At 61.2% G+C, this 23,002-nt stretch carries 22 protein-coding genes; 6 read left to right on the top strand and 16 right to left on the bottom strand.

Features of this window, described 5'->3' with window-relative positions; translation table 11 throughout:
• Positions 1 to 114: 114 nt before the first annotated feature.
• From EFR00_RS07265 to EFR00_RS07235, 7 genes are all read right to left on the bottom strand, one after another.
• Positions 115 to 2,031: a bifunctional sugar phosphate isomerase/epimerase/4-hydroxyphenylpyruvate dioxygenase family protein gene (locus EFR00_RS07265; protein WP_077989712.1), complete on the bottom strand. Its 1,917-nt coding sequence runs from the start codon at positions 2,029 to 2,031 to the stop codon at positions 115 to 117.
• A gap of 23 nt (positions 2,032 to 2,054) precedes the next feature.
• A complete protein-coding gene (gene aroQ, locus EFR00_RS07260) occupies positions 2,055 to 2,504 on the bottom strand; it encodes a type II 3-dehydroquinate dehydratase (protein WP_077989713.1) in 450 nt (149 codons plus the stop codon).
• 1 nt (position 2,505) lies between these two features.
• Positions 2,506 to 3,615, bottom strand: coding sequence for a Gfo/Idh/MocA family protein (locus EFR00_RS07255; RefSeq protein WP_077989779.1), 1,110 nt, complete (start codon positions 3,613 to 3,615; stop codon positions 2,506 to 2,508).
• Positions 3,616 to 3,738: 123 nt separating this feature from the next.
• Positions 3,739 to 4,500, bottom strand: coding sequence for an amino acid ABC transporter ATP-binding protein (locus EFR00_RS07250; protein ID WP_164519062.1), 762 nt, complete (start codon positions 4,498 to 4,500; stop codon positions 3,739 to 3,741).
• Positions 4,501 to 4,531: 31 nt separating this feature from the next.
• Complete coding sequence (locus EFR00_RS07245) at positions 4,532 to 5,374, bottom strand: transporter substrate-binding domain-containing protein (protein WP_040111410.1); 843 nt, start codon at positions 5,372 to 5,374, stop codon at positions 4,532 to 4,534.
• 41 nt (positions 5,375 to 5,415) lie between these two features.
• Positions 5,416 to 6,066: an amino acid ABC transporter permease gene (locus tag EFR00_RS07240; protein WP_040141044.1), complete on the bottom strand. Its 651-nt coding sequence runs from the start codon at positions 6,064 to 6,066 to the stop codon at positions 5,416 to 5,418.
• Positions 6,067 to 6,071: 5 nt separating this feature from the next.
• A complete protein-coding gene (locus EFR00_RS07235) occupies positions 6,072 to 6,740 on the bottom strand; it encodes an amino acid ABC transporter permease (RefSeq protein WP_040111647.1) in 669 nt (222 codons plus the stop codon).
• Positions 6,741 to 7,139: 399 nt separating this feature from the next.
• On the opposite strand from EFR00_RS07235, the gene EFR00_RS07230 reads away from it, so the two are divergent.
• Positions 7,140 to 7,847 (top strand): TetR/AcrR family transcriptional regulator, encoded by a 708-nt coding sequence (locus EFR00_RS07230; RefSeq protein ID WP_051649946.1) that lies wholly within the window; start codon positions 7,140 to 7,142, stop codon positions 7,845 to 7,847.
• Between the two features lie 42 nt (positions 7,848 to 7,889).
• Here EFR00_RS07230 and EFR00_RS07225 read toward each other — a convergent pair whose 3' ends face one another.
• From EFR00_RS07225 to EFR00_RS07205, 5 genes are all read right to left on the bottom strand, one after another.
• Positions 7,890 to 9,104 (bottom strand): MFS transporter, encoded by a 1,215-nt coding sequence (locus EFR00_RS07225; protein ID WP_077989714.1) that lies wholly within the window; start codon positions 9,102 to 9,104, stop codon positions 7,890 to 7,892.
• Between the two features lie 126 nt (positions 9,105 to 9,230).
• Positions 9,231 to 9,713 (bottom strand): GNAT family N-acetyltransferase, encoded by a 483-nt coding sequence (locus EFR00_RS07220; RefSeq protein WP_077989715.1) that lies wholly within the window; start codon positions 9,711 to 9,713, stop codon positions 9,231 to 9,233.
• A 43-nt stretch (positions 9,714 to 9,756) separates the two neighbouring features.
• Positions 9,757 to 10,962: a 3-oxoadipyl-CoA thiolase gene (gene pcaF, locus EFR00_RS07215; RefSeq protein WP_077989716.1), complete on the bottom strand. Its 1,206-nt coding sequence runs from the start codon at positions 10,960 to 10,962 to the stop codon at positions 9,757 to 9,759.
• A gap of 10 nt (positions 10,963 to 10,972) precedes the next feature.
• Positions 10,973 to 11,662: a CoA transferase subunit B gene (locus tag EFR00_RS07210; protein WP_040141038.1), complete on the bottom strand. Its 690-nt coding sequence runs from the start codon at positions 11,660 to 11,662 to the stop codon at positions 10,973 to 10,975.
• On the bottom strand, positions 11,659 to 12,366 hold the full coding sequence (locus EFR00_RS07205) for a 3-oxoacid CoA-transferase subunit A (protein ID WP_077989717.1): 708 nt from the start codon (positions 12,364 to 12,366) through the stop codon (positions 11,659 to 11,661). Before EFR00_RS07205 ends, EFR00_RS07210 begins: the two co-directional genes overlap by 4 nt.
• 129 nt (positions 12,367 to 12,495) lie before the next feature.
• Here EFR00_RS07205 and EFR00_RS07200 point away from each other — a divergent pair, with 129 nt between their 5' ends.
• Complete coding sequence (locus EFR00_RS07200; protein WP_077989718.1) at positions 12,496 to 13,254, top strand: IclR family transcriptional regulator domain-containing protein; 759 nt, start codon at positions 12,496 to 12,498, stop codon at positions 13,252 to 13,254.
• A gap of 52 nt (positions 13,255 to 13,306) precedes the next feature.
• Here EFR00_RS07200 and EFR00_RS07195 read toward each other — a convergent pair whose 3' ends face one another.
• Positions 13,307 to 14,851, bottom strand: coding sequence for an acid phosphatase (locus EFR00_RS07195; protein ID WP_077989719.1), 1,545 nt, complete (start codon positions 14,849 to 14,851; stop codon positions 13,307 to 13,309).
• A gap of 196 nt (positions 14,852 to 15,047) precedes the next feature.
• On the opposite strand from EFR00_RS07195, the gene EFR00_RS07190 reads away from it, so the two are divergent.
• Positions 15,048 to 16,331, top strand: coding sequence for a cytochrome-c peroxidase (locus EFR00_RS07190; protein ID WP_077989720.1), 1,284 nt, complete (start codon positions 15,048 to 15,050; stop codon positions 16,329 to 16,331).
• 57 nt (positions 16,332 to 16,388) lie between these two features.
• Here EFR00_RS07190 and EFR00_RS07185 read toward each other — a convergent pair whose 3' ends face one another.
• The 3 genes from EFR00_RS07185 to EFR00_RS07175 all read right to left on the bottom strand — a co-directional run bounded on the left by EFR00_RS07185 (position 16,389) and on the right by EFR00_RS07175 (position 17,858).
• The gene (locus EFR00_RS07185) at positions 16,389 to 17,069 is read right to left on the bottom strand and encodes a hypothetical protein (protein ID WP_077989721.1); all 681 of its coding nucleotides are present in this window, start codon (positions 17,067 to 17,069) and stop codon (positions 16,389 to 16,391) included.
• A gap of 46 nt (positions 17,070 to 17,115) precedes the next feature.
• Positions 17,116 to 17,271: an Imm8 family immunity protein gene (locus EFR00_RS34180; protein WP_106795862.1), complete on the bottom strand. Its 156-nt coding sequence runs from the start codon at positions 17,269 to 17,271 to the stop codon at positions 17,116 to 17,118.
• A gap of 302 nt (positions 17,272 to 17,573) precedes the next feature.
• A complete protein-coding gene (locus tag EFR00_RS07175; protein ID WP_077989722.1) occupies positions 17,574 to 17,858 on the bottom strand; it encodes an immunity 53 family protein in 285 nt (94 codons plus the stop codon).
• A gap of 321 nt (positions 17,859 to 18,179) precedes the next feature.
• Between EFR00_RS07175 and EFR00_RS07170 the strand changes: the two genes are divergently transcribed.
• The 3 genes from EFR00_RS07170 to EFR00_RS07160 all read left to right on the top strand — a co-directional run bounded on the left by EFR00_RS07170 (position 18,180) and on the right by EFR00_RS07160 (position 22,913).
• Entirely contained in the window at positions 18,180 to 19,106 is a 927-nt protein-coding gene (locus EFR00_RS07170; protein ID WP_179363833.1) for an ArsR/SmtB family transcription factor, read from the top strand.
• A gap of 210 nt (positions 19,107 to 19,316) precedes the next feature.
• Positions 19,317 to 20,825 (top strand): arabinosylfuranosidase ArfA, encoded by a 1,509-nt coding sequence (gene arfA / locus EFR00_RS07165; protein ID WP_077989723.1) that lies wholly within the window; start codon positions 19,317 to 19,319, stop codon positions 20,823 to 20,825.
• 183 nt (positions 20,826 to 21,008) lie between these two features.
• Positions 21,009 to 22,913: an ABC transporter substrate-binding protein gene (locus tag EFR00_RS07160; RefSeq protein ID WP_077989781.1), complete on the top strand. Its 1,905-nt coding sequence runs from the start codon at positions 21,009 to 21,011 to the stop codon at positions 22,911 to 22,913.
• The last annotated feature ends 89 nt before the right edge of the window (positions 22,914 to 23,002 follow it).

Raw genomic sequence — 23,002 nt, 5'->3', positions numbered from 1 at the left:
GATGAAACAGGCACGGGAAGTCTATCAGCCGAAATCGGCGAAGAGCAACGCACGAAAAGGCGAGAATTGCATGAGAGGTCCGACCGACACCGCCATGCACTGCCGGTGGGAAATTCAGGGGTGCAAGTCACGGCGAACCTTCGCGACCGCCGGCAGTCCCGGCGGCCTTAAATGTTTCCTCAGCGCGGCAATCCTGAAGATGGCATTGGCGGCGCCATAGCCGCGGTAACCGCGCCGCTCGACGATCTCGAAGAACAGTCCCTCTCCATGGGTCGGGCTGTAGAGCTGGAAATATTCGCCGGCCTCGTCGCGGTCATAGAGGATGTTGTTGGCCTTGAGGCGTTCGGCGAATTCGGCATCGAGGCCGAAGCGGGCTTCGAGATCGTCATAATAGTTCGGCGAGATCGAAAGCGAGACGAAGCCGTTGGCGGCAAGGGCGGCGGCGGTCGCGAAGATGTCGTCGGTCCTGAAGGCGAGATGCTGGATGCCGGAGCCGAAGGTCTCGGCGATGAAGCGGCCGGCGAGCGTGTTGCGGTTTTCCGCCCCGTTCATGGTGATGCGCAGCGAGCCTTCTACATTCTCCACCACCTGGCTACGGACGATGCCGGAGGGATCGACGATATCGACCATCGGCGTCTTCTCGGCCTCGACGAGCGAGGTGTAGAAGAGCAGCCAGGTCAGCAGTTCCTCGTACTTCATCGTCTGCGCCATATGGTCGATCGACTGCAGCCCGGCCGGCTGCAGCGCGGCATCGTCGTCGATCGCATCGAATTCGATCTCCCAGATGCGGGCAAGCTCGCTCTGTCGGTCGAGGAAATAGAGGACACCGCCACCAACGCCACGCACCGCCGGCATCTCGATCTCGCCGGCATCGGGCGCTTGCTCGAAGGGTTCGGCCCCGAGTGCGACGGCGCGCTGCAGCGCCGCCTTGGCATCGTCGACCATCAGCCCGGCGGCATAGGCCGAGGTGCCGTGCACGGCATAGGAGGCGCTGGCAAAACCCTTGCGTTCGGTGTTGACGACGAGATTGATCGCGCCCTGGCGAAAGACCGTCACCTGCTTGCTCTTGTGCCTGGCCGCCTTACGGAAGCCGAGGCTTGAAAACAGCGCCTCGAGCGCCGCCGCCTCGTCCTCGTCGGCGGTGAACTCGATGAAGGCGATGCCCTCGACCTTGGCGCGCGGCGGCATCACCGGCACCGGCAGGGCGCTCTCCGGCTGCTGGCGCTTGACCTGATCGCCGAGATAGATCAGCGAGCGGCGGCCATCGACGGCAATGGCATTGGCAGATCCGCCGCGGAACTGGTCGTTGAAGATCTCCAGCGACAGATAGCCGTCATAACCGGTGGCGGCGACCGCCTTCATGAAGTCGAGCACCGGCAGGTCGCCTTCACCCGGCATGTTGCGGAAGTGCCGGCTCCAGTAGAGCAGATCCATGTCGATCAGCGGCGCATCGGCGAGCTGGATGATGAAGATCTTCTCCTTCGGGATCGAGCGGATCGAGTTGACGTCGATCTTGCGCGACAGCGTATGAAAACTGTCGAGGATCAGGCCGATATTCGGATGATCGGCCCGCCGGACGATCTCCCAGGCATCGCGGTGATCGTTGATGTGACGGCCCCAGGCAAGTGCCTCGTAGCCGACGCGCAGGCCGCGCCTGGCGGCGCGCTCACCGAGTTCGTGAAAATCGGCCGCCGCCCGGTCGAGACCGCCGAGAGCGGCCGGCGAGACGTTCGAACAGACCAGCACCAGGTCGGTGCCCATCTCCTGCATGATGTCGAACTTGCGCTCCGCCCGGTCGAAGGTACGGCTGCGCAACGGCTCCGGCATGCCTTCGAAGTCGCGGAACGGCTGAAACAGCGTGATCTCCATGCCGAGATCGCGCACCATGCGGCCGACCTCCTTCGGGCTCTCGTCGAAGATCAGCAAATCATTCTCGAAAATCTCCACCCCGTCGAAACCGGCCTTGGCGATTGCCTCCAGCTTGTCGCTGAGGTCGCCGCTCAGCGAGACGGTCGCTATCGATGTCTTCATCGGCGTGATCCTTCCGATACGCGTCAAGTCGTCATCGTCTTGGCGACGAGCCGCGCGGCCGCCTCGAGTGCGAGCTCATAGCCATCCGGCCCGAGGCCGCAGATCACACCGGTCGCCGCAAAGGAAATGTAGGAGTGGTGGCGAAAACTCTCGCGCCGATGCACGTTGGTGATGTGCAGCTCGATGATCGGGCCCTCGAAGGTCTTCAGCGCATCATGGATCGCAAGCGATGTATGGGTATAGGCGCCGGCATTAATGACGATGGCGTCGGCGGCGTGGCGGGCCTCATGGATCCAGTCGATCAAGGCACCCTCGTGATTGGACTGCCGGAAGACGACCCCATGCTTTTGCCCTGCAGGGCTTCCATGACACATGGTTTCGATATCCGCGAGCGTCGTCCTGCCGTAAATATGCGGCTCCCGCTGGCCGAGCAGATTGAGGTTGGACCCATTGAGAACGAAGATCGGTTTCATGTCAGGATGCTTTCCTTGGATTCGTATCTTGGGAGGCCGGTGGGTATTTCCCGGCGGCGAGCGCCTCGTAACGATTATCGAGATCGATCCTCCTTCCCGATGCGGCAGCCTCGGCCACGGCAAGCGTCGCGATCAGCGTTCGCGCGCCATCCTCGACGGTGAGCAAGGATTCCGCCTTGCCGAGGACGACATCGCGGAAATGGTCGAGCTGGGCGCGGTAAGGATCGATGGAGCTTGCAAAAAGCCGCTGCGACTGGATCGGCCTGTTCCAGTTCTGGCCGCCATCCGCCTGCGCCCAATGGACCAGGCTCGGGAATTCCAGCGAACCGCGACTGCCGACGAAGCGGTAGCTGCTTTCTCCGCTGAACGGAAATTCGACCGCTTCACCGACGCCCTGTTCGGTCGTCCAGGGCGAAACAGCACTGTCGCTCGCAAAGACGGTACCGATGCAGCCTGCGTCGAATTCGAGCAGGGCGCCGGCCGTATCCTCGACTGGAAATTGCCGCTGGCGGCTTGAGGAGATGGCGCTGACGCCGCGGATCTCGCCGGCCGTGTAGCGCAGGAAATCGATCTCGTGGATGAGGTTGATCAGGATCGGACCGCCGCCCGACTGGGTGCGCCACGGCGCGATACGGAAATAATCATCCGGCTTGTAGGCCGCCCAGATGGCGGAGACCCCGACAAGATTGCCGATCAATCCGTCCCCGAGCAGGCGCCTCAGCGTCTTGACCTGATCGTGATGGCGGCGGTGGTGGCCGACAAGTGTCCGGACCTTGTTTGCGCGCACCTCCAGAAGCAGATCGGCAGCACTTTCGAGCGTATCTGTGACCGGCTTTTCGATCAGCATATCGATCCCGAGACGTGCGCATTCTATGCCGATCGACGCATGGCTCTGATTGGGCGAAGCAATGATGACCGCCTGCGGCCGCGCCTGGTCGAGCAATGATCTGTAATCCTCGAAGACCGCGATGCCGGGATATTGCGCCGAGACTGCATCGCGATCGAGGTCGGCGATGCCGGCAAGCTCGAAATCGGGATGCTCGATGGTCTTCTTGATGTGCTTGCGGCCGATCAGGCCCGCGCCGATGACGCCGATGGATATATTTGTCATGCTTTCAACCATTCCGTTTCAGTCACATGAAGTCTGCAGGCGCGCGCGAGGCGACAGTCTGCCAACGGCTTTTTCGAGATATTTCGAGCGCGTGTCGCCGTCGAAGCAAAGGCCTCGTCCCGCTCAGTGCCCGAGAATCTGTCCGAGAAAGGCGCGGGTGCGCTCGTTCCGGGGTGCGGTGAAGAATTCCTCGGGAGGCGCCTCCTCGATGATTTCGCCGTTCGCCATGAAGATCACGCGATCGGCCACAGCGCGTGCAAAGCCCATTTCGTGGGTCACGCAGATCATCGTTCGCCCTTCGCCGGCGAGCGAGACCATGGTGTCGAGCACCTCCTTGACCATTTCGGGATCGAGGGCGGAAGTCGGCTCGTCGAAGAGCATCACCTTGGGATCCATGCAGAGCGCGCGGGCAATCGCCACGCGCTGCTGCTGGCCGCCGGAAAGCTGCGCCGGATATTTATGCATCTGATCGGAGATGCGCACACGCTCGAGATAGGCGCGCGCGACCTCTTCCGCCTGCGTCGCCTTCATCCCACGCACCTTCATCGGCGCAAGCATGCAGTTCCTCAGAACCGTCATGTGTGGGAAGAGATTGAACTGCTGGAAGACCATACCGACCTCACGCCGGATAGCGTCGATCGAGGCGCCGGATTTCAACTCGATGCCATCGACGACAACCCGGCCGCCGGCAAAGTTCTCGAGATAGTTGATGCAGCGGATAAGTGTAGATTTCCCTGAGCCGGACGGACCGCAGAGAACGACCTTCTCGCCCTGCCTCACCGTCAGGTTGATGCTCTTCAGAGCATGGAAGGCGCCGTAATACTTGTCCACGGCTTCCATGACGATCATTGGATCGGCAGTGGCATTGTCCGTAATTTTCGCCATCGTATTCACGGCGTCTTCCTCATCTGCTTGGTTATTGAACGGCGAACGGGATGTCAGGCAGCGAATCCGGGAAGTCGGGCGTGTCCTGGCCAAGCCATTTCTGGTAGATCTTCTCGAGGCGGCCGTCGGCGCGAACCTTGTCGATGAAGGCGTTCAACTCTTCGACGAACTGCTTTTGGCCCGGGCGCACGGAAATGCCGTTATATTGCCGGTTGAACTGCAGTTTCTTTTCGAATTTGAAGTCAGGCGCGATCTTGGCGATGCTGAGGAAGTAAGTGTTGTTGGCACCGAGTGCGTCGACCTGACCGGAAAGAAAGGCCTGGATGGCGGTGGCATCGTCATCGAAGCGCTGGATCGTCGCCCCTTGCGGAGCATTCTTGGTCACCTGCGTATCCTGTGCCGAGGAGCGGGCAACTGCAATCCGCAGGCCCTTGAGGTCTTCCGGCGCCTTGATGTTTGTCTCCGGCTTGGCGAGCAGTATGATGTCGATCGCCGAATAGGGCTTGGTGAACTGCACCACCTTGGCGCGGTCGGGATACATGCCCATCACGGCAATCAGCGCATCGACCTTGTTGGTCATCAAGGTCGGTATACGGTTGGCGACGGCAACGCGGTTGAACTCGACCGGCACCCCGATCTCCTCGCCGAGAAGCTTGGCGAAATCGGCATCGAAGCCGGCGCTCTGATTGCTTTCGTCGACGAACCCCCACGGCGGATTCTCGCCCTGAATGCCGATCACGATCTTGCCGTTCGCCTTCAGCTCCGCAAAGCTCTGCGCATCGGCCTGGCCGGCGCCGAATGCGACGAAAAGGCCAAGGCCGATTGCCCCCACAGCCCCCCAGGCTTTCCTCAACATATTGGTATTCTTGATCATTAGGCTTCCTCCTTGCCCTTTAGCGTGATCCCCTGCGCGCGTTAGCGGGCGCTCGCAAAGCGTTTTTCCAGCTGGAAACTGAAGTGCGACAGCGGCCAGCACAGCGCGAAGTAAAGCGCGCCGACGAGGCCGAAGACGATAAGCGGTTGATAGGTCGCGTTGGACACGATCTGGCCTGCGCGCGTCAGCTCGGTGAAGCCGATGATTGCGGCAAGCGACGTGCCCTTGACCAGTTGCACAAGGAAGCCGACGGTGCTCGGCAGCGAAATCCGCAGCGCCTGCGGCAGGATGACGTAGACGATACGGCTCCGGTATCCGAGCCCGAGCGCCCTGGCCGCCTCGTCCTGCCCCTTCGGCAGCGCCATGATGGTGCTGCGCCAGATTTCGCCGAGATAGGCGCTCGCATGCAGCGTCAGGCCGGCGGCCACCGCGATCCAGGCATTGACCGTGATGCCGATCAGCGGCAGGCCGTAATAAATCACAAAGAGCTGCATCAGCAGCGGCGTGCCCTGAAAGACGATGATGAAGGCTGCCGCAGCGCCTCGCAGCGCCTGCAACGGCGCGGTGCGGATCAGGGCGATGCAGAGCCCGCCGCCGGCGCCGCAGACAAAGGCGATGGCTGCGAGCAGGATCGTCCAGCGGAAAGCTTCGAGCAGGATGATGATCTGGTTGAGGCCGAGTGTCTGAACCATTGCCGTCACCGTGTCGGATAGGAGAGAAGGCCGCGCTCGATTGCGGCGAAGAGGCCCGTCAGCATGGCGGACATTCCGAGGTAAAGTCCGGTCAGGGTCAGGTAGACCTCAAAGCTGCGAAAGGTCGTCGATTCCAGCTCCTGACCAATGCTGGCCAGCTCCATTGCCGATATCGAGGCGACCACGCTGGAGGTCAGCATCAACAGGATGAACTGGCTTGCGAGTGCGGGAAAGCTGACGCGCAACGCCGGCCGCAGGATGATGTAGCGGAACACCTGGAAACCGTTCAGGCCGAGCGCGCGGCCTGCCTCGACCTGGCCCTGGTGGATCGATTCCACCCCGCCGCGGATGATCTCGGCGGCATAAGCGCCGCCGTTAAGACCGAGTGCCACGACAGCGGCCGTATCGGGCGCCAGTCTGACGCCGATCGACGGCAGGCCGAGATAGATGAAAAAGGCCTGAACCGGAAAGGGGGTATTGCGGATGATCTCGATGAAACCTTTCACGAGCCAGACAAACGGCCCGAACCCGGTCCGGCGCAGGGCAACACAGAGAAGGCCGATGGCAAAGCCCATCGCCATTGCCTTGGTCGAGATCGCAAGCGTCAGCCAGCATCCATAGAGAAGCCGAGGCCACGCGTCGAAAATGACGCTGAAGTCGAATTGATAGCTCACCGTGAGCCCCTCCCGAGCCGCAAGCGCCTTCTCCATCCCAGGCGCCTGCGTCCAAATGTTCATCTTGGTACAAAGATAGTCAGATGATCGAATATCTGTCAACTCCTCGGCCAGGTTAACTGATTTGCCCTATAATCCGATTTAATTCAGGGATTTATGCGCGTGTCTTGTTAATTTTGAGTTTTGTTTTGTACATTTTTTTGGACCGGCAGCGATAATTTTGTCACTCCTAAAATGTTCGAACTGGTTCAAAATTGCGAAAGATGCTGCAGGAGAATCCAGCACTCAAAGGAATTGGATCGGAGGAGAGCTTTCGGAATGTTCGGGGACGACCATACTTGCAAAGCGGGCCAAAGGTCGCGATAAGGGCGATTACATTTGGCTGGTCAGTGAGGAACCATGGCTGAAAGTGGGGGTAAATCCGCCAAGTCGCAAGCGACGCAAAAATATCAGCGGCAGCAGCGCTCCAACGATCCCGATCAGACCCGCGCCGATATTCTCGAGGCAGCGGAGGACCAGTTCGCCCGGCGCGGTTTCGCCGGCACGACGATCGACAGCATCGCGCAGAAGACCCGCCGCAGCAAGCGAATGATCTATTACTATTTCAATTCGAAGGCGAAGCTCTACGTCGCCGTGCTCGAAAATGCCTATGCGCGCATCCGCGTCGCCGAGGCGAAGGTCAATCTCGGGGAGGACGATCCCCGCCAGTCGCTGAAGAACCTCGTGGACTTCTGCTTCGATTTTCACTTCGATCATCCCACATATGTCAAATTGATCGTCAGTGAAAATCTCAACGAAGCAAAGTACCTGACGGCTTCTTCGCTGGTCGGCGAACTGCACCGGCCGATTCTGCAACGCATCGATCAATGCCTGCGTCTCGGATATCAGAAGGAACTTTTCCATCAGGTCGTTACGCCGATGGAAATCCATATGACGCTGAGCGGCCTCTGCTTCTTCAACGTTTCAAACCGCGCAACGTTCTCGGCGATCTTCGACGTCGACATGACGTCCGCGGCCGCCCGGCGCGCCCGCAAGCAGCAGATCCTGCTGACGATCCTCGGGCGGCTGAACACGACGATGCAAGGCTTCGTGTCGGATTTCTCCTAATGATCGATCCTCGGGCGACCTATGCTCCCAGGATTCGCCAACTCACGAAGACACTCCGAACGCCGGCTGCGGCTTATCGCGAGCCAGCGGCGGGAACGCCAGCGCTACCGCCGCCGCACCCAGCCCGACCATGGCGGAGCCGATGAACAGCCAGGAATAATTGGCGAAAGTGTCGAAGATCCAGCCGCCGATCAGGGGGCCGAAGGCCATGCCGAGGCTGGAGAGCATCGTCGCCGCACCGAGCACGGTGCCGATGATGCGCTGGCCGAAATATTCCCGCGCCAGGACCGCATAGAGCGGCATCACGCCGCCATAGGCACTGCCGAAAATGATGGCGAGTGCGTAGAATTCGCCGAGTTGGCTGACGAACAGGTAGGTCGCGAGTGCCGCCGCCTGCACCAGCAAGCCGGCGACGAGCACCGGCTTCACGCCGATCCGGTCGGCAAGGCTGCCATAAAGCAGCCGGCCGCCTAGCCCCGCCAGGCCCTCGACGCTGTAGATGCTGACGGCGGCCATCGGAGCGACGCCGCAGATCGTCGCATAGTTCACCATGTGGAAGATCGGCCCGGAATGGGCCGCACAACAGGCAAAGAAGGTCAGGCCGAGTACGATGAATTGCGGCGATCGGAAGACCTTCGACAGCTGAGGCCGGGCGCCTTTCACGGCAAACTCGGTGCCGGCATCGGCGGTCTCGGCAGGCGCGCGCCGGACCAGCAGGGCAGCCGGCAGCAGCAGCACCCATACGGCAACGCCGATGATCAACATCGCGGGCCGCCATTCATAGGCGGAAATCAGCCAGCGCGCGAATGGCGAGATCGTCATCGGCGCGACGCCCATGCCGGCGGAAACGAGCGACACGGCAAGCCCGCGATTGACGTCGAACCAGGCGGTCGTCGCCGCGATCATCGGCGCGAAAAAGGCGCTGGCGGCCAATCCGACGAGCATGCCGTAGGTCAGCTGGAACTGCGTGAGCGTCTCGGCACGGCTCGCCAGCACCAGCGCCAGACCGAGCAGCACGGATCCGAACATCACCACGATCCGCGGACCAAAGCGGTCGCTGGCTGCACCCCAGAGGAAGCCGCCGAAACCCATGACGATGAAGTTCAGCGTCATCGCGCTGGCAATGCCGACATGCGACCAGCCGGTGGCGCTCGCGATCGGCTCCTGGAAAATCGCCAGCGAGAACATTGCGCCGATTGCCACGCAGGACATCAAAGCGCCGACGGCGACGATGACCCAACGATAGGGAACTCTCATGGCTTCCAACCTCCATGCCGACAGTGATCGCGACGATGCGGCCGGCTTGCCGCATCTCGCCTACGATCAATGACGTTTGGAGCGCTGCGATTTCGACACCGCCCTCAGATCTTTTTCCGTACGGTCCTACAGAGTTCGAAACATCACCAGTGCGTCGACATAACCTTGCGTGGGATGGAGGAAGACGCCGGGAAGCCGGCCGACGATGTCGAAGCCGAGCGATTGCCAGAGCTCAACGGCGCGGCGATTGCTGCTGACGACGAAGTTGAACTGCATAGCCCGGAAGCCCCTGGTGCGGGCATGCTCCAGCGAATGTTCATGCATGCGGCGGGCGACGCCACGGCCGCCGGCTGCGGGATCGGTCATATAGCCGCAATTGCAGACATGGCGCCCGCCGCCGGCCTGATTGGCCTTGATGTAATAGGTGCCGAGGATGCCGCCGCCCTCTTCCGCGACGAAGGTCTCGCGGTCCGGCCCCATCCAGTAGGCGAGCGCATCGGCTTCCGAGAGATCGCGGTCGAGCGCATAGGTCTCGCCGGCACGGATCGTCGGGCCGATGATCCTCCAGATGGCACTTCGGTCGTCGCTGTTTGCAGGTCGGATCAGCATGCCAGGTTTCTATCGAAGCTGGCCGCGGCGCGCAACGGCGCGCTCAAACCCTTTCGAGCGCGATCGCGATCCCTTGCCCGACACCGATGCACATGGTCGACAGCGAATATCGACCGCCGGTCTCTTGAAGCTCGAGCGCCGCCGTGCCGGTGATGCGAGCGCCTGACATGCCCAAGGGATGGCCGAGCGCGATGGCGCCGCCATTGCGGTTGACCCGCTCGTCGTCATCGGCAATGCCGAGCGCGCGCAGCACCGCCAGCCCCTGGCTGGCAAAGGCCTCGTTGAGCTCGATGACATCGAACTTTTCCTGGGTCATGCCGAGCCGGGCCATCAGCTTGCGCGAGGCGGGAATCGGCCCGACGCCCATCACCCGTGGCGGAACGGCGGCCGAGGCGCCGCCGAGGATGCGGGCGATCGGCGTCAGGCGGTATTTTCGCGCCGCGGCTTCCGAAGCGACGATCAGTGCGGCCGCGCCATCGTTGACGCCGGAGGCATTGCCTGCCGTCACCGTGCCGCCTTCCCTCTTGAAAGGTGTGGCGAGTTTCGCCAGCGCTTCCATCGTCGTCGCGCGCGGATGCTCATCCTTGTCGACGACAACCGGATCGCCCTTGCGTTGCGGGATGGTCACCGAGGTGATCTCCTTCGCCAGCCTTCCGCTTGCCTGCGCCGCCGCTGCCTTCGCCTGGCTGCGCACCGCAAAGGCATCCTGGTCCTCGCGGCTGACATGATAGTCCTCGGCGACGTTCTCACCGGTCTCCGGCATGGAATCGACGCCATATTGCTTCTTCATCAGCGGGTTGACGAAACGCCAGCCGATCGTGGTGTCGTGGATCTCGGCGGCCCGGGAAAAGGCCGTCTCGGCCTTCGGCATGACGAAGGGCGCCCGTGACATGCTTTCGACCCCGCCAGCTATCATCAGCTCCGCCTCGCCGGCGCGGATGACGCGGGCCGCAGTGATCACCGCATCCATGCCGGAGCCGCAGAGCCGGTTGATCGTCGTGCCCGGAACGGCAATCGGCAGACCAGCGAGCAGCGCCGACATGCGCGACACATTGCGGTTGTCCTCGCCCGCCTGGTTGGCGCAGCCGAAAATCACGTCGTCGACGGCTTCCCAGTCGACCGCGCCGTTGCGCTCCATCAGCGCCTTCAGCGGGACGGCGCCGAGATCATCGGCGCGCACCTGCGAAAGCGCGCCGGCGAAACGGCCGATCGGCGTTCTGACATAGTCGCAGATAAAAGCTTCGGTCATGGCTTTCCCTTCAGAGCTTCGGAACGATGAGGTCGGCAACCGGCCCCTCGATATGCAGCCGCGCGCCGGTCATCGCCTGCAATTCCTCCTCAGACATCGCAGCCAGCTTCTCACGCAGGACGAAACGTCCGTCGACGATGTCGATGACGGCGTGGCTGGTGTAGACGCGGGTGATGCAGGCCACACCGGTCAGCGGGAAGCTGCACTTTTCCACCAGCTTCGGCTCGCCCGTCTTGGTGACGTGCTCGGTGATGACGCAGACCTGCTTGGCGCCGTGCACCAGATCCATGGCGCCGCCGACAGCAGGCACGCCCTTGCTGCCCACCCGCCAGTTGGCGAGGTCGCCGTTCTCGGCAACCTGATAGGCGCCGAGGATGGCAACGTCGAGATGGCCGCCGCGCACCATGGCGAAGCTGTCGGCGTGATGGAAGAAGGCAGCACCCGGCTTCAGCGTCACCGCCTTCTTGCCGGCGTTGATGAGGTCCCAGTCTTCCTCGCCCTCGGCCGGCGGCTCGCCGAAATTCAGGATGCCGTTTTCGGTATGAAAGATCGCCTGGCGGCCGGGCGGCTGATAGCGGGCGACCATTTCGGGAAAGCCGATGCCGAGGTTCACATAGGCGCCGTCGGCGATATCCTGGGCGGCGCGCCAGGCGATCTGCGCGTTGGAAAGCTTGATGTCTTCTCTGGTATCGACGGTCATACGTAGGCCACTCCGGCTCGAATGAGCTCTTCTTCCTGCTGCGGATTGGCAACGGCGACGACGTGGTCGACGAAGATGCCGGGGGTCACCACATGCTCGGGATCGATGCCGCCGGCCAGCACGATCGACGAGACCTGGGCGATGGTCTTTTGCGCCGCCATGCACATCAGCGGATTGAAGTTGCGGCCGGCCTTTTTGTAGGTGAGGTTGCCGTGGACATCACCGATCTCGCCTTTGACGATCGCGAAATCCGCCTTCAGCCAGCGCTCCTGCACGTAATGACGGCCGTCGAATTCGGCGATGACCTTGCCCTCCGCCAGTTCGGTGCCATAGGCTGTCGGCGTGTAAAAAGCCGGAATGCCTGCCCCGCCGGCGCGGATGCGTTCGGCAAGCGTTCCCTGCGGCACCAGTTCCAGCTCGATCTCGCCGGCCAGATATTTTTCGGTGAAGGCGCGCGGGTCCGACGAGCGCGGGAACGAGCAGATCATTTTCCGGACCAGGCCGGCATCAATCATTGCAGCGATGCCGATGCGGCCGTTGCCGGCATTGTTGTTGATGACAGTCAAGTTTTTTGGAGCCTTGTCGATCAAGGCATGGATCAGTTCGATCGGCGCGCCGGAGCCGCCGAAACCACCGATCATGACGGTCGCACCGTCGCCGATCTCGGAGACGGCCTCTGCCGTGCTCGCGACTGTCTTGTCCATTGGGATCTCCTCAGCCCGTCCTGACATCAGGGATAAAACGCGGCCGCTGGCGGGGCAAGGGATTTTGTGCGCTATTTGACATTTGTTCGTATATCGCACAAAATGAAACAAACCGAGGGGAGACTCAATATGCGCGAAACCGATTTCGTCAGCGGCTTTGCCCGCGGCCTGAAAGTCATCGAGGCCTTCGGCGAGACGCGGCAGCGGCTGTCGATCGCCGAGGCCTCGAAGCTCACCGATCTCGACCGCGCCACGGTGCGCCGTTCGCTGCTGACGCTCGCCGAGCTCGGTTATGCCGATTATGACGGCAAGTTCTTCACCCTGACGCCGAAGATCCTCAGGCTCGGCCATGCCTATCTCGCCGCCACCCCGCTGCCGGCGCTCTTGCAGCCGCATCTCGACCATCTCTCGGAAAGAGCCGGCCAAAGCGCCTCGGCCTCGGTGCTCGACGGCACCGAGATCGTCTATATCTCCCGTGCCTCGCAGCGCCGCGTCATGTCGATCAACCTCACCCCGGGCAGTCGCCTGCCGGCCTATTGCGCCTCGATGGGCCGGGTGCTGCTGGCCGCCCTTCCCGAAAGCGAGGCTCGCGCCGTTCTCGCCCGCAGCGAATTGAAGCAGAACACTGCGAAGACCAAGACCGACCCAGAGGAGCTCATCGCCGAGTTCCGCCGCGTGCGCGCCGAAGGTTACGCCATCATCGATCAGGAGCTGGAAATCGGTCTCTGCTCGATCGCCGTTCCCGTTGAAAACGATCGCGGCGAAACCGTCGCGGCGATCAATATCGGCGCGCCGGCCGCCCTCGTCCCGGCGGCGGAGATGAAGGCGCGCTATCTGCCATTGCTGAAGGAAACGCAGGCCGCATTGCGGCTGCTCCTGCATCGGTGAGGGTGCGGGCGAGGTAGCGGCCCCGTTCGGCGCCGGGGGCCGCTTCCGGTCGTCAATGCGTCAGGTCGAGCGCGGCAGTGAGGTCCCCCATCGCGGGACGGCCATTGTCGGCCAGCGCCTTGTCGCGAGCGACGATGCCCGGCAGCACCGGCAGATCGTAGCGCGCGGTGATCAGGCGGATGATCGACGTCGTGTCGTACTGGGTATGATCGACCGTGCCGCCTTTGGCGAAGGGCGAGATGATGAAGGCCGGAATGCGGTTGCCCGGCCCCCAGCGATCGGCCTTCGGCGGCGCGACGTGATCCCAGAAGCCGCCATTCTCGTCATAGGTGACGATGACGAGCATATGGCCCCATTGCGGGCTCTTCTCCAGATGCGAGACGATATCGGCAAGATGCTGGTCACCGCTCGAGACGTCGGCGTAACCGCCATGTTCATTGAGGTTGCCTTGCGGCTTATAGAAGGAAACCGCCGGCAGCTTGCCTGCGTCGATATCCCTGAGGAAGGCCTCGCCGGCAAGGCCGCCATCCTTCAGATGCTCGGCGCGTGCCGGCGTGCCGGGCGCGAAATTGGCGAAATAGTTGAAGGGCTGATGGTGGAACTGGAAATTCGGCACCGGGGTGGCGTTCTTGCCGTCAAGGGCTGCCTGCCAGGCGCCGCTATACCAGGCCCAGCTGATGCCTTTCTGCGACAGCAGGTCGCCGATGGTCACCGCATGCTGCGGCGGCAGCGTTGTCGCCGCCGCCGGATCGGCATAGGCCGGGTCACCGTCCTTGGCCGGCGGATTGGCGCTCGGCTGGTAGGGCGGCTGCATGGTGTTGACGGCGTAGAAGTCCGGCGTCAGCGTGCCATCGGAAACGAATTTCGGGGCGCCGTCCAGCGCCGATTTCGGAGCGTTCTCCGCCACGGTCAAGGAAACGCCATCGGCATCGACCTTGGCGATCACAGGCCTGGCCGGGCTCTTGTCGGCATCCGGATAATAGGGCGCGCAGGCGCAGACCAGGGCGAAGTGGTTGAGGAAGGAGCCGCCGAAGGCGCCTTGGAAGAAATTGTCGGCAAGCACGTATTTCTTCGCTACCTGCCACATCGGCAAGATGGACCCGTCATAATGGCCCATGACCAGGCTGCCGGCATCGGCCCAGGCGACGAACTTGTCGTTCTTGCCGCCGTCGATCTGCATCTGCTCCTGATAGAAGCGGTGCCAGAGATCGCGGGTGATGACCGACGGTGCCTGCGCGAAACCCTGGGGATCGTCGATCGCGAAAGCGGCATTTGCGAGATGGGCCGATTGCGCCTCGGTGATGGCAGGCGTTACACCCTTGGCGGTCAGCCCGCCCCAGGCCGGCGGCAATTCGGCAAGCGGCTTGCCGTCGCGATCGAGCTGGCGGGCCTGCTCGGCGCTGACATTGGTAAGACCATCGGCGCCGGGAAAGCCGCCATAGAGATTATCGAAGCTGCGGTTTTCGGCATAGATGACGACGATATTGTCGATCTTGTCGTAACCGGCAGGCGCCGCAAGGGCCGCCGTCGCCATGGCGAGCGGCACGATCGCCGATCCGGCGAGACAGATTGATTTGAGGAGCTTCAGTCTTTTCACGGCTATGGCCTCATGGCTAGGGGGCGTTGGCTAGAGGGAGCGGAGACCGCTCGGGCGCATCGACGCTAGTCCCGCCGTCTATCAACTTTGTGACGTCGGGCTTGCCGCGATGTCGCAGGAGAGGCTCCGTCATCAATTTGTTGCAACGAGGTTCGATCATAGTGGGACCCAGCGCTAAGCTATTGGAATCCCTATCATGACAACAAAGACGTTCAGGCTCCTGCGCCCCGGTCTGGCGATCGGCATCGGTGCGGCAGCACTCTGTCTGGCCATTCTGCCGCTGCGGCAAAGCAGCGCGGCGGCCGGTGTGCATCCCGGCCCGATGTCGCGCGCCGAAGCCTTTGCCCGGGCCGAAACGCTGGCCGCGCTCGGCCGCAAGATATTCTTCGACCCGTCGCTGTCGACCTCAGGGTCGCAGGCATGCTCCTCCTGCCACGACCCGGCGCACGCCTTCGGCCCGGCATCGGCCGCGCCGGTTCAAACGGGCGGCAAGGATATGAAGCAGCCCGGGCTGCGCGCCGTGCCGGCGCTGCGTTATCTGCAGGCGGTGCCGTCCTTCAGCGAGCACTTTTACGATTCCGAGGACGAGGGTGACGAAAGCGTCGACAACGGCCCGACCGGCGGGCTGACCTGGGACGGCCGGGTCGATCACGGCGCTGACCAAGCGAAGATCCCGCTGCTCTCGCCCTTCGAGATGGGCAACAAGGATGCAGCCGATGTGGCGGCCAAGCTGCGCAAGGCGCCCTACGCCGGCGACATCAGGGCGGCGTTCGGCGAAACGGTGTTCGACAATCCCGATGACACTTTCGACGCCGCCGCCGAGGCGCTAGCCACCTTCGAGCAAAGCGGCCCGGACTTCTATCCCTATTCCAGCCCCTACGACGCCTTTCTCGCCGGCAAGACGACGTTGAGCGCGCAGGAACTGCGCGGCCGCCAGCTGTTCGAGGATCCTGCAAAGGGCAACTGTTCGAGCTGCCATCTCAGCGAACCCACCAATGACGGCGAGCCGCCGCAATTTTCCGACTTCGGATTTTTCGGCCTCGCCGTCCCTCGCAACATGGCGATCCCGGCCAATACAGACCCCAGCTATTACGATCTCGGCCTCTGCGGCCCGCAGCGTACCGATCTTGCCGGACACAGCGAATATTGCGGCCTGTTCCGCACGCCGACGCTGCGCAATGTCGCGCTGAAGAAGAGCTTCTTCCACAACGGCTATTTTCACACACTGCGCGACGTCGTCTCCTTCTACGCCACCCGCGACAGCGACCCCGGCCGCTGGTATCCCAAAAATGCCGGCGGCACGATCCGCAAGTATGACGACTTGCCGCAGGCCTATTGGGCCAACCTCAACCAGGATCCGCCCTTCGGCAGGAAACCGGGCGAAGCGCCTGCGCTGACCGACCCCGAAATCGACGACATCGTCGCCTTTCTTGGGACGCTGACCGATGCCGATCTGCAGCCGGAGGTGAGTGGGCATTGAAGCAATCGCTGAATGGCAAGGTTACCGGAAAATTTGCCGAAATATCAGAGGATAAGCTCATCTTTCTTGCCATCTGGCGAGGCGATCACGCAGCGTCAGCGAAAATTCAACGATATCGAATATAAAGCTGTCCTCTCCGGGAAAGTCTGTCCTGATCTGATGGATCTGCTTACCTTCGCGGAGGCGACGAATGATATCGAGGCCTCGAACGGCACGTCTTAGGCTAGATTCGTTCCAAAAATCATTGCTGAGGGGGTTGGCGAACCGAGGCTCGCGGCGACCGGCTCCAGTCGCGACCATCCGGGAAAAGTCCTCAAACGTCTCATCGGATGTACGGGTGGCCCATCCAATGACGGCCGACCTCACGTAGAGATCTGTGTCTAACAGGCACTTGGTTAGCGCCTTCGCCACCGCTTGTTCATAGTAGGCTGAATTTTCGACATATTCGACGAACGCCCGGCGACAGGCTGGGAGGGCGTCATCAGCGAGCATTGTTGCAGCTACATTCAAGCCCTCAACCTCTCGCCCCAATTCACTGATATAGTTTGCGCCGCGGAGACGGTCATGCGAATTCTCTGAAAGAAGAAGGTTGATGAGAGGCTCTAAGTCAATTCCTTGCCGCCACCTTTTGAGAAGAGATTGGGTGGCCTCATACTTATTTTCATGACTGGAATTCCTCTGCTGGGTGAGGCTCAGAAGTTCGAGAGTTGATCGCCGAGACAAATCGTCGCTGTTCATCGTTGGCCCCAGTCCTTGCCATTACACCTCCTGGCACATGAAACGATCAATCGTTAAGCCTTCGAATTTCTGCTTCGCTATACATGCCTTCGTATTCCCATGAGAAATATCTTCGAAGATTTATTTTGCAGCCATACCAGGTATCGGCGTCGCAATTGGCAATTATTGAGAGAATATTCTCCTTGAATTTGCCGTAGCTTATATGTGTCCATCAAAATCGTCTTCGTATTTCCCCCCAGAGTGTTCTTCAGCCCCTCTGTAATAACTATACATTAAAAGGCATCTGCCGCCGCAGAGCCGGCTAGTCCAATCTCTAACGATAGTTGAAACTTCACCCTGGCGGGATCCGGAGCTTCATAACCCTGCTCCTTGAGAAGATCGATTTCCCAGAATGGACCAGGCAAGTCGGCCGAGGTAAGGCTGCGCGGCACGAGGGTTATTTTTGTTCCAGTCGGCATTGACATTCAATTCCTTGCAAAGCCGCCCTCATGCTCTCAGCGGCGACTATTCCGTCCAAGCGAGGAAACATTCAATCATCTCATTGAGGTTCATTGGCCCGCCGAATGCTTCGAAAGCTTGATCATTTCTGCGAGCAACAAACCAGTCATGCTGCGATCTTTCAACTCGGATCTCCGGAAATTCCTTGTCCTGAAGGCCCGTTCCCGCGAGATCGGCTTTCATCGACCAACCAGGATTGTCGATGGTATCGATTTTGATTCCACGGTCCTCATGCCATTGGCCTACGGATTTGCGCTCGAACCAGGCGCACAGCCTTGAAATCGAATCCATAGCGATCTGCCCTCCGATCTACTACGCCGTCAGGGCGTATAAATTGTTCAAAAAATTCCTGTTTGGATATGCATTGCCCGGCGAACTTGGTGTAAGGCAGCGCAACGACCGCGTGATCAGTTCACGTTCATCTTCTGTCATTTGAGCCGCCCTGTGATCGGAGACCGGTGTAGCTCTACCATATCGACATATCTCTGAGATTTGCGAGCTAATCGTTGATAGCGGATGGATAACGCTACGAAAGCGCACAAATCCTGCAGCGCCCCCTCTTGATGTATCATAATTTCCGATATACATCATTTCATCGGAATCATTGGGGAAATGATGGAACGTTCGTTTTTGACGATTGCCGCCGGCGAGAACAGTGAGGCGATCCGCGCACTTTCTGCCCCGGCGCGGATCGAGATTCTCAAGCTGCTCTGCGCCAAGGGGCCGATGAATATCAACGATATCGCGCGGGCTTTGTCCCTCCCCCAGTCCACGGTCGCAACCGGCATTCAGATTTTGGAAGACGCACGGCTTGTCGACTCGCAGCTGGCAAAAGCGCGGAAGGGGAACCAGAAGATCTGCTCGGCGATCTACAGCGAAATCCTGATCAGCTTCGAGGAAAGTGCGGCCCAGCGAGCCAATAATATCATCGAAGTCGAGATGCCGGTGGGGCTCTATACCAGCTGCGACGTGCATGCGCCGTGCGGCCTTTGCTCCAGCGAGAGCGTCATCGGGCCCCTCGACGTGCCCGATTATTTCCTTGATCCGCAGCGCATGCAGGCCGGGCTCGTTTGGTTCGGCCGGGGCTATGTCGAGTATAAATTCCCCAACAATGCCAAGGTGTTGAACAAGGATATCCGCGCCATTGAATTTTCGCTGGAGCTGTCGTCCGAGGTCCCCGGCACCAATCCGGATTGGCCTTCCGACATCACGCTCTGGGTCAACGGCATGGCGATCGGAACCTGGACATCGCCCGGCGATTACGGCGACAAGCGCGGCGCCTTCACGCCTGCCTGGTGGAAGCTCGAGGGCTCGCAATACGGAATGATGAAGACCTGGCGGATCTCGACGCGCGGCACCTTCATCGACGGCGTCGCCGCGTCGAACGTGACGCTCAGCGATCTGGCGCTCGGCCAGCATTCGTCCATTCGGCTCAGGGTCGGCATCGCCGAGAATGCCGGCCACACCGGCGGGGTGAACATTTTCGGCCGAGGCTTCGGGAATCACGGCCGCGACATCATCATGCGGCTGCATGTCTGAGAAAATTAATATCGGATATCTTGATTTAAAAACCTCATTTATTTCCGGTTTTAGCAACGACTAAATTTAGTCAAATACTTGTTGTATAACGTATTTCTCTCGTTCTTGCATTAGTATGATTAAATCCGGAACTCGGTTGACAGAACGACATTCCTGATATCAAGTTAGGGGCAAGAAAACAAAATTCCTGATACATAAAGGGAGGATCCGTTGAAGACGAGTGTCGTTGCCCACCGCGATTTTCGCATCTCGACCATTGACGCCAGGCTCTACAGCTCGTTTCTCGAGCATCTCGGCAGGGCGATCTACGGCGGCATCTACGAGCCCGGACATCCGACAGCCGACGAAGACGGCTTTCGCCGCGACGTGCTCGAGCTGGTGCGCGAGCTCGACACGCCCTACTGCCGCTATCCCGGCGGCAACTTCGTCTCGGCCTATAATTGGGAAGACGGCGTGGGCCCGCGGTCGGAGCGCCCGGTTCGCCTCGATCTTGCCTGGCGCACCCGCGAAGCCAACCAAATCGGCGTCAACGAATTCGTCGACTGGTGCAAGAAGGCCAATACCAAGCCGATGCTCGCGGTCAATCTCGGCTCGCGCGGCCTCGATGCCGCCCGCAATTTCCTGGAATATTGCAATCATCCGGGCGGCACCTACTGGTCGGACCTGCGCCGCAAGCACGGCTGGTCCAATCCGCACGACGTGAAACTGTGGTGCCTCGGCAACGAGATGGACGGGCCCTGGCAGGTCGGCCACAAATCGGCCTATGAATATGGCCGGCTGGCGGACGAGACGGCGAAGGCCATGCGCGGCTTCGACAAGTCGCTCGAACTCGTCGTCTGCGGCTCCTCCAATTCCGACATGAAGACCTATCCGCAGTGGGAGGCCGAGGTTCTCGAGCAGTGCTATGACAGCGCCGACTACATCTCGCTGCATATGTATTTCGCCAACCGGGAGAAGAACACGCTGAACTACCTCGCCCGGGCGACGAAGCTCGACCGCTACATCACCACGATCGGCGGCGTGATCGACTACATCAAGGCGAAGAAGCGCTCGAAGAAGACGATCGGCATTTCCTTCGACGAATGGAACGTCTGGTATCATTCCAACCAGCAGGACAAGGAGATCCTGGCGCGCGACGAGTGGCCGGATGCGCCGCATCTGCTCGAAGACGTCTATAATTTCGAGGACGTGCTGCAGGTCGGCGGCATCCTCAACACCTTCATCCGCCGCTCCGACCGGGTGCGCATCGCCTGCATCGCCCAGCTCGTCAACGTCATTGCCCCTATTATGACCGAGGACGGCGGTGCCGCCTGGCGCCAGACGATCTATTATCCCTTCTATTACGCCTCCCGCTATGGCCGCGGCGCGGCACTGCAGCTCGTCGTCGACGGCCCGACCTATGACAGCGACGAGGAGAACGAGGTTCCCTATCTCGACGTCTCGGCCGTCCATTCCGAGGATGGCAGAACGCTGACCTTCTTTGCCGTCAATCGCCATCCGGATACGGCACTCGATCTCGACGTGCGGCTGGAAGGTTTTGGCGGCGCCCGGCTGATCGAGCAGGTGGAAATGACCCATGGCGATCTCGAAGCCGTCAACACGGCGCGGCGGCCGGAGACGGTGGTGCCTGTAAAGGTCGAGAGCGCAAAAATCGAGGACGGACGGGTGCGCGCGCCGCTGAAGCCTCTGTCCTATAATGTGATCCGGCTGTCGGTGTGACAGCCGCCGCCGGGCAATCGGCCCGGCCGAGAGTGTTCGGTTCCCTGCGAGGAGGCAGGTGGCCGGAGGGATGGTTCGCCGAAGCTCAAGGGCTCGCAAGCCCGGCTTCTGCGAACCGACAACCGCGACTTGCCCATGCGTGCCTTCGCGGCCGCCGCATCGTCGCTTTCAAGGGAGGAGTTCATGCAAAAGTGGAAGAGGTTTGCATTCGGCTTCGTGCTGGCCACGCTCGGCCTGACCGCAGTGGCCGGAGCTCAGGAATACACCTCCTTGCCGCGCAAGGAGACGCTCATCGTCGAAAATCCGGAAGGGACGATCAAGAATCCCGGCTGGTTCAACATCTGGGTCAATGGCGGCGGCGGGGTCTCGACCGGCCTGCAGCAGCTGACCATGGATACGCTCTGGTATATCGACCCCGAACAGGGGCTTGGCGGCGCGGCCTGGGACAATTCGCTCGCCGCCGACAAGCCGCAATATAATGCCGACTTCACCGAAATGACCGTGAAGCTGCGCAAGGGGCTCTATTGGAGCGACGGCGTGGAATTCACGGCCGACGACGTGGTCTACACCGTCAAAACGCAGATGGACCATCCCGGCATGGTCTGGAGCGCGGCCTTCTCGGTGCAGGTGGCAAGCGTCGAGGCGACCGATCCCCAGACCGTCGTGTTCAAGCTGAAGAAGCCGAATTCGCGCTTCCACGCCATCTTCACCGTGCGCTGGAACGGCGCCTGGATCATGCCGAAGCATGTGTTCGAGAAGGTGGAGGATCCTCTTCGCTATGATTTCGCCAACCCCGTCTCGCTCGGCGCCTACAAGCTGAAGGCCTATGATCCGCAGGGCAAATGGTACACCTGGGAGAAGCGCGACGACTGGCAGCGGACCTCGCTTGCCCGCTTCGGCGAGCCGGCTCCGAAATATGTGACCTACACCGATCCAGGCCCGCCGGATAAGCGCACGATCGCCCAGCTCGAGCACAATCTCGATATCATTCACGACAACACGCCGGAGGGCATGTTCACCCTCAAGGAGAAGTCGAAGACCATCGAAACCTGGTTCCCGGGCTTCCCCTTCGCCCATCCGGATCCGACACTGCCGGCGGTCATCTTCAACACCCAGGAAGCGCCGTTCGACAATGCCGACGTGCGCTGGGCGCTGGCGCTCCTGATCGACATCAAGGCCGTCGACATGGCGAGCTACCGCGGTGCGGCGACGCTTTCGGCACTCGGCGTGCCGCCGACGGCGGCCACGATGAAAGACTATCAGGCGCCGATGCAGGATTGGCTGAAGAATTTCGAGATCGATACCGGCAAGAGCAAGATCAAGCCCTATGACCCGACCGTCGGGCAACAGATCGCCGATCTCCTGCGCAAGCAGCCGAAGTTCAAGGACCAGATCCCGACCGATCCGGAGGCGATCACCGGTGCCTTCGGCTACGGCTGGTGGAAACCGGATCCGAAAGCGGCTGGCGAGCTGCTCGAAAAGGCCGGCTTCAAGAAATCCGGCGGCAAATGGCTGACCCCTGATGGACAACCCTTCAAGATCCGGATGACGGTCGAAGGCGACACACGCTCGGTCTTCACCCGCGCCGGCACGCTGATTGCCCAGCAATGGGCGGCCTTCGGCATCGACGCCAAGGCCGTTCCCGCCGCGAAACTTTGGCAGACGGCGCTGCAGCCCGGCGATTTCCAGGTGGCGATCGCCTGGAGCGTCGAAACCTGGGGCGGCGATCCCGACCTCTCCTTCTTCCTCGACAGCTGGCACTCGCAGTTCGTGGCGAAGAAGGGTGACGTCCAGCCGCCGCGCAACTGGCAGCGCTGGTCCAATCCGGAGCTCGACAAGATCATCGAGAGCATCCGCGGCATCAGCGCCGACGATCCGAAGGGCATGGAGCTCGGCAAGGATTATCTGAAGCTGGTCGCCAAAGAGATGCCGACGATCCCGCTGATGTCCTATAACGTCTTCACCTCGATGGATACGACCTATTGGACCGGTTATCCCACCATCAAGGACCCCTATACGGATCCGGTGCCGAACTGGGCCAATTCGAGGCTGATGATGGTCAAGCTGAAGCCGGCTCAATCGCAATAACCCTCCCAACGCCGGCGCGGAAGCCATCGCGCCGGCCCCCTCATCGGCGGGCATGCGCCCCAGCTGCCATGCTCGTCGATCCTTTCAAG

The sequence above is a fragment of the Rhizobium sophoriradicis genome (genome assembly GCF_003939025.1).
GTDB lineage: Bacteria > Pseudomonadota > Alphaproteobacteria > Rhizobiales > Rhizobiaceae > Rhizobium > Rhizobium sophoriradicis.
The sequence above is the reverse complement of the archived record's forward strand: the minus strand, read 5'-3'. Positions and strand labels throughout refer to the sequence as shown.

Excerpts from the sequence above, each read along its gene's own strand:
- aroQ (WP_077989713.1), bottom strand. The coding sequence starts at position 2,504 with ATGAAACCGATCTTCGTTCTCAATGGGTCCAACCTCAATCTGCTCGGC.
- EFR00_RS07190 (WP_077989720.1), top strand. The coding sequence starts at position 15,048 with ATGACAACAAAGACGTTCAGGCTCCTGCGCCCCGGTCTGGCGATCGGC.
- EFR00_RS07250 (WP_164519062.1), bottom strand. The coding sequence starts at position 4,500 with ATGGCGAAAATTACGGACAATGCCACTGCCGATCCAATGATCGTCATG.
- EFR00_RS07255 (WP_077989779.1), bottom strand. The coding sequence starts at position 3,615 with ATGACAAATATATCCATCGGCGTCATCGGCGCGGGCCTGATCGGCCGC.
- EFR00_RS07240 (WP_040141044.1), bottom strand. The coding sequence starts at position 6,066 with ATGGTTCAGACACTCGGCCTCAACCAGATCATCATCCTGCTCGAAGCT.
- EFR00_RS07245 (WP_040111410.1), bottom strand. The coding sequence starts at position 5,374 with ATGATCAAGAATACCAATATGTTGAGGAAAGCCTGGGGGGCTGTGGGG.
- EFR00_RS07160 (WP_077989781.1), top strand. The coding sequence starts at position 21,009 with ATGCAAAAGTGGAAGAGGTTTGCATTCGGCTTCGTGCTGGCCACGCTC.
- EFR00_RS07200 (WP_077989718.1), top strand. The coding sequence starts at position 12,496 with ATGCGCGAAACCGATTTCGTCAGCGGCTTTGCCCGCGGCCTGAAAGTC.
- EFR00_RS07175 (WP_077989722.1), bottom strand. The coding sequence starts at position 17,858 with ATGGATTCGATTTCAAGGCTGTGCGCCTGGTTCGAGCGCAAATCCGTA.
- EFR00_RS07185 (WP_077989721.1), bottom strand. The coding sequence starts at position 17,069 with ATGAACAGCGACGATTTGTCTCGGCGATCAACTCTCGAACTTCTGAGC.
- EFR00_RS07170 (WP_179363833.1), top strand. The coding sequence starts at position 18,180 with ATGATGGAACGTTCGTTTTTGACGATTGCCGCCGGCGAGAACAGTGAG.
- EFR00_RS07265 (WP_077989712.1), bottom strand. The coding sequence starts at position 2,031 with ATGAAGACATCGATAGCGACCGTCTCGCTGAGCGGCGACCTCAGCGAC.
- EFR00_RS07210 (WP_040141038.1), bottom strand. The coding sequence starts at position 11,662 with ATGACCGTCGATACCAGAGAAGACATCAAGCTTTCCAACGCGCAGATC.
- EFR00_RS07230 (WP_051649946.1), top strand. The coding sequence starts at position 7,140 with ATGGCTGAAAGTGGGGGTAAATCCGCCAAGTCGCAAGCGACGCAAAAA.
- pcaF (WP_077989716.1), bottom strand. The coding sequence starts at position 10,962 with ATGACCGAAGCTTTTATCTGCGACTATGTCAGAACGCCGATCGGCCGT.
- EFR00_RS07220 (WP_077989715.1), bottom strand. The coding sequence starts at position 9,713 with ATGCTGATCCGACCTGCAAACAGCGACGACCGAAGTGCCATCTGGAGG.
- EFR00_RS07225 (WP_077989714.1), bottom strand. The coding sequence starts at position 9,104 with ATGAGAGTTCCCTATCGTTGGGTCATCGTCGCCGTCGGCGCTTTGATG.
- EFR00_RS07205 (WP_077989717.1), bottom strand. The coding sequence starts at position 12,366 with ATGGACAAGACAGTCGCGAGCACGGCAGAGGCCGTCTCCGAGATCGGC.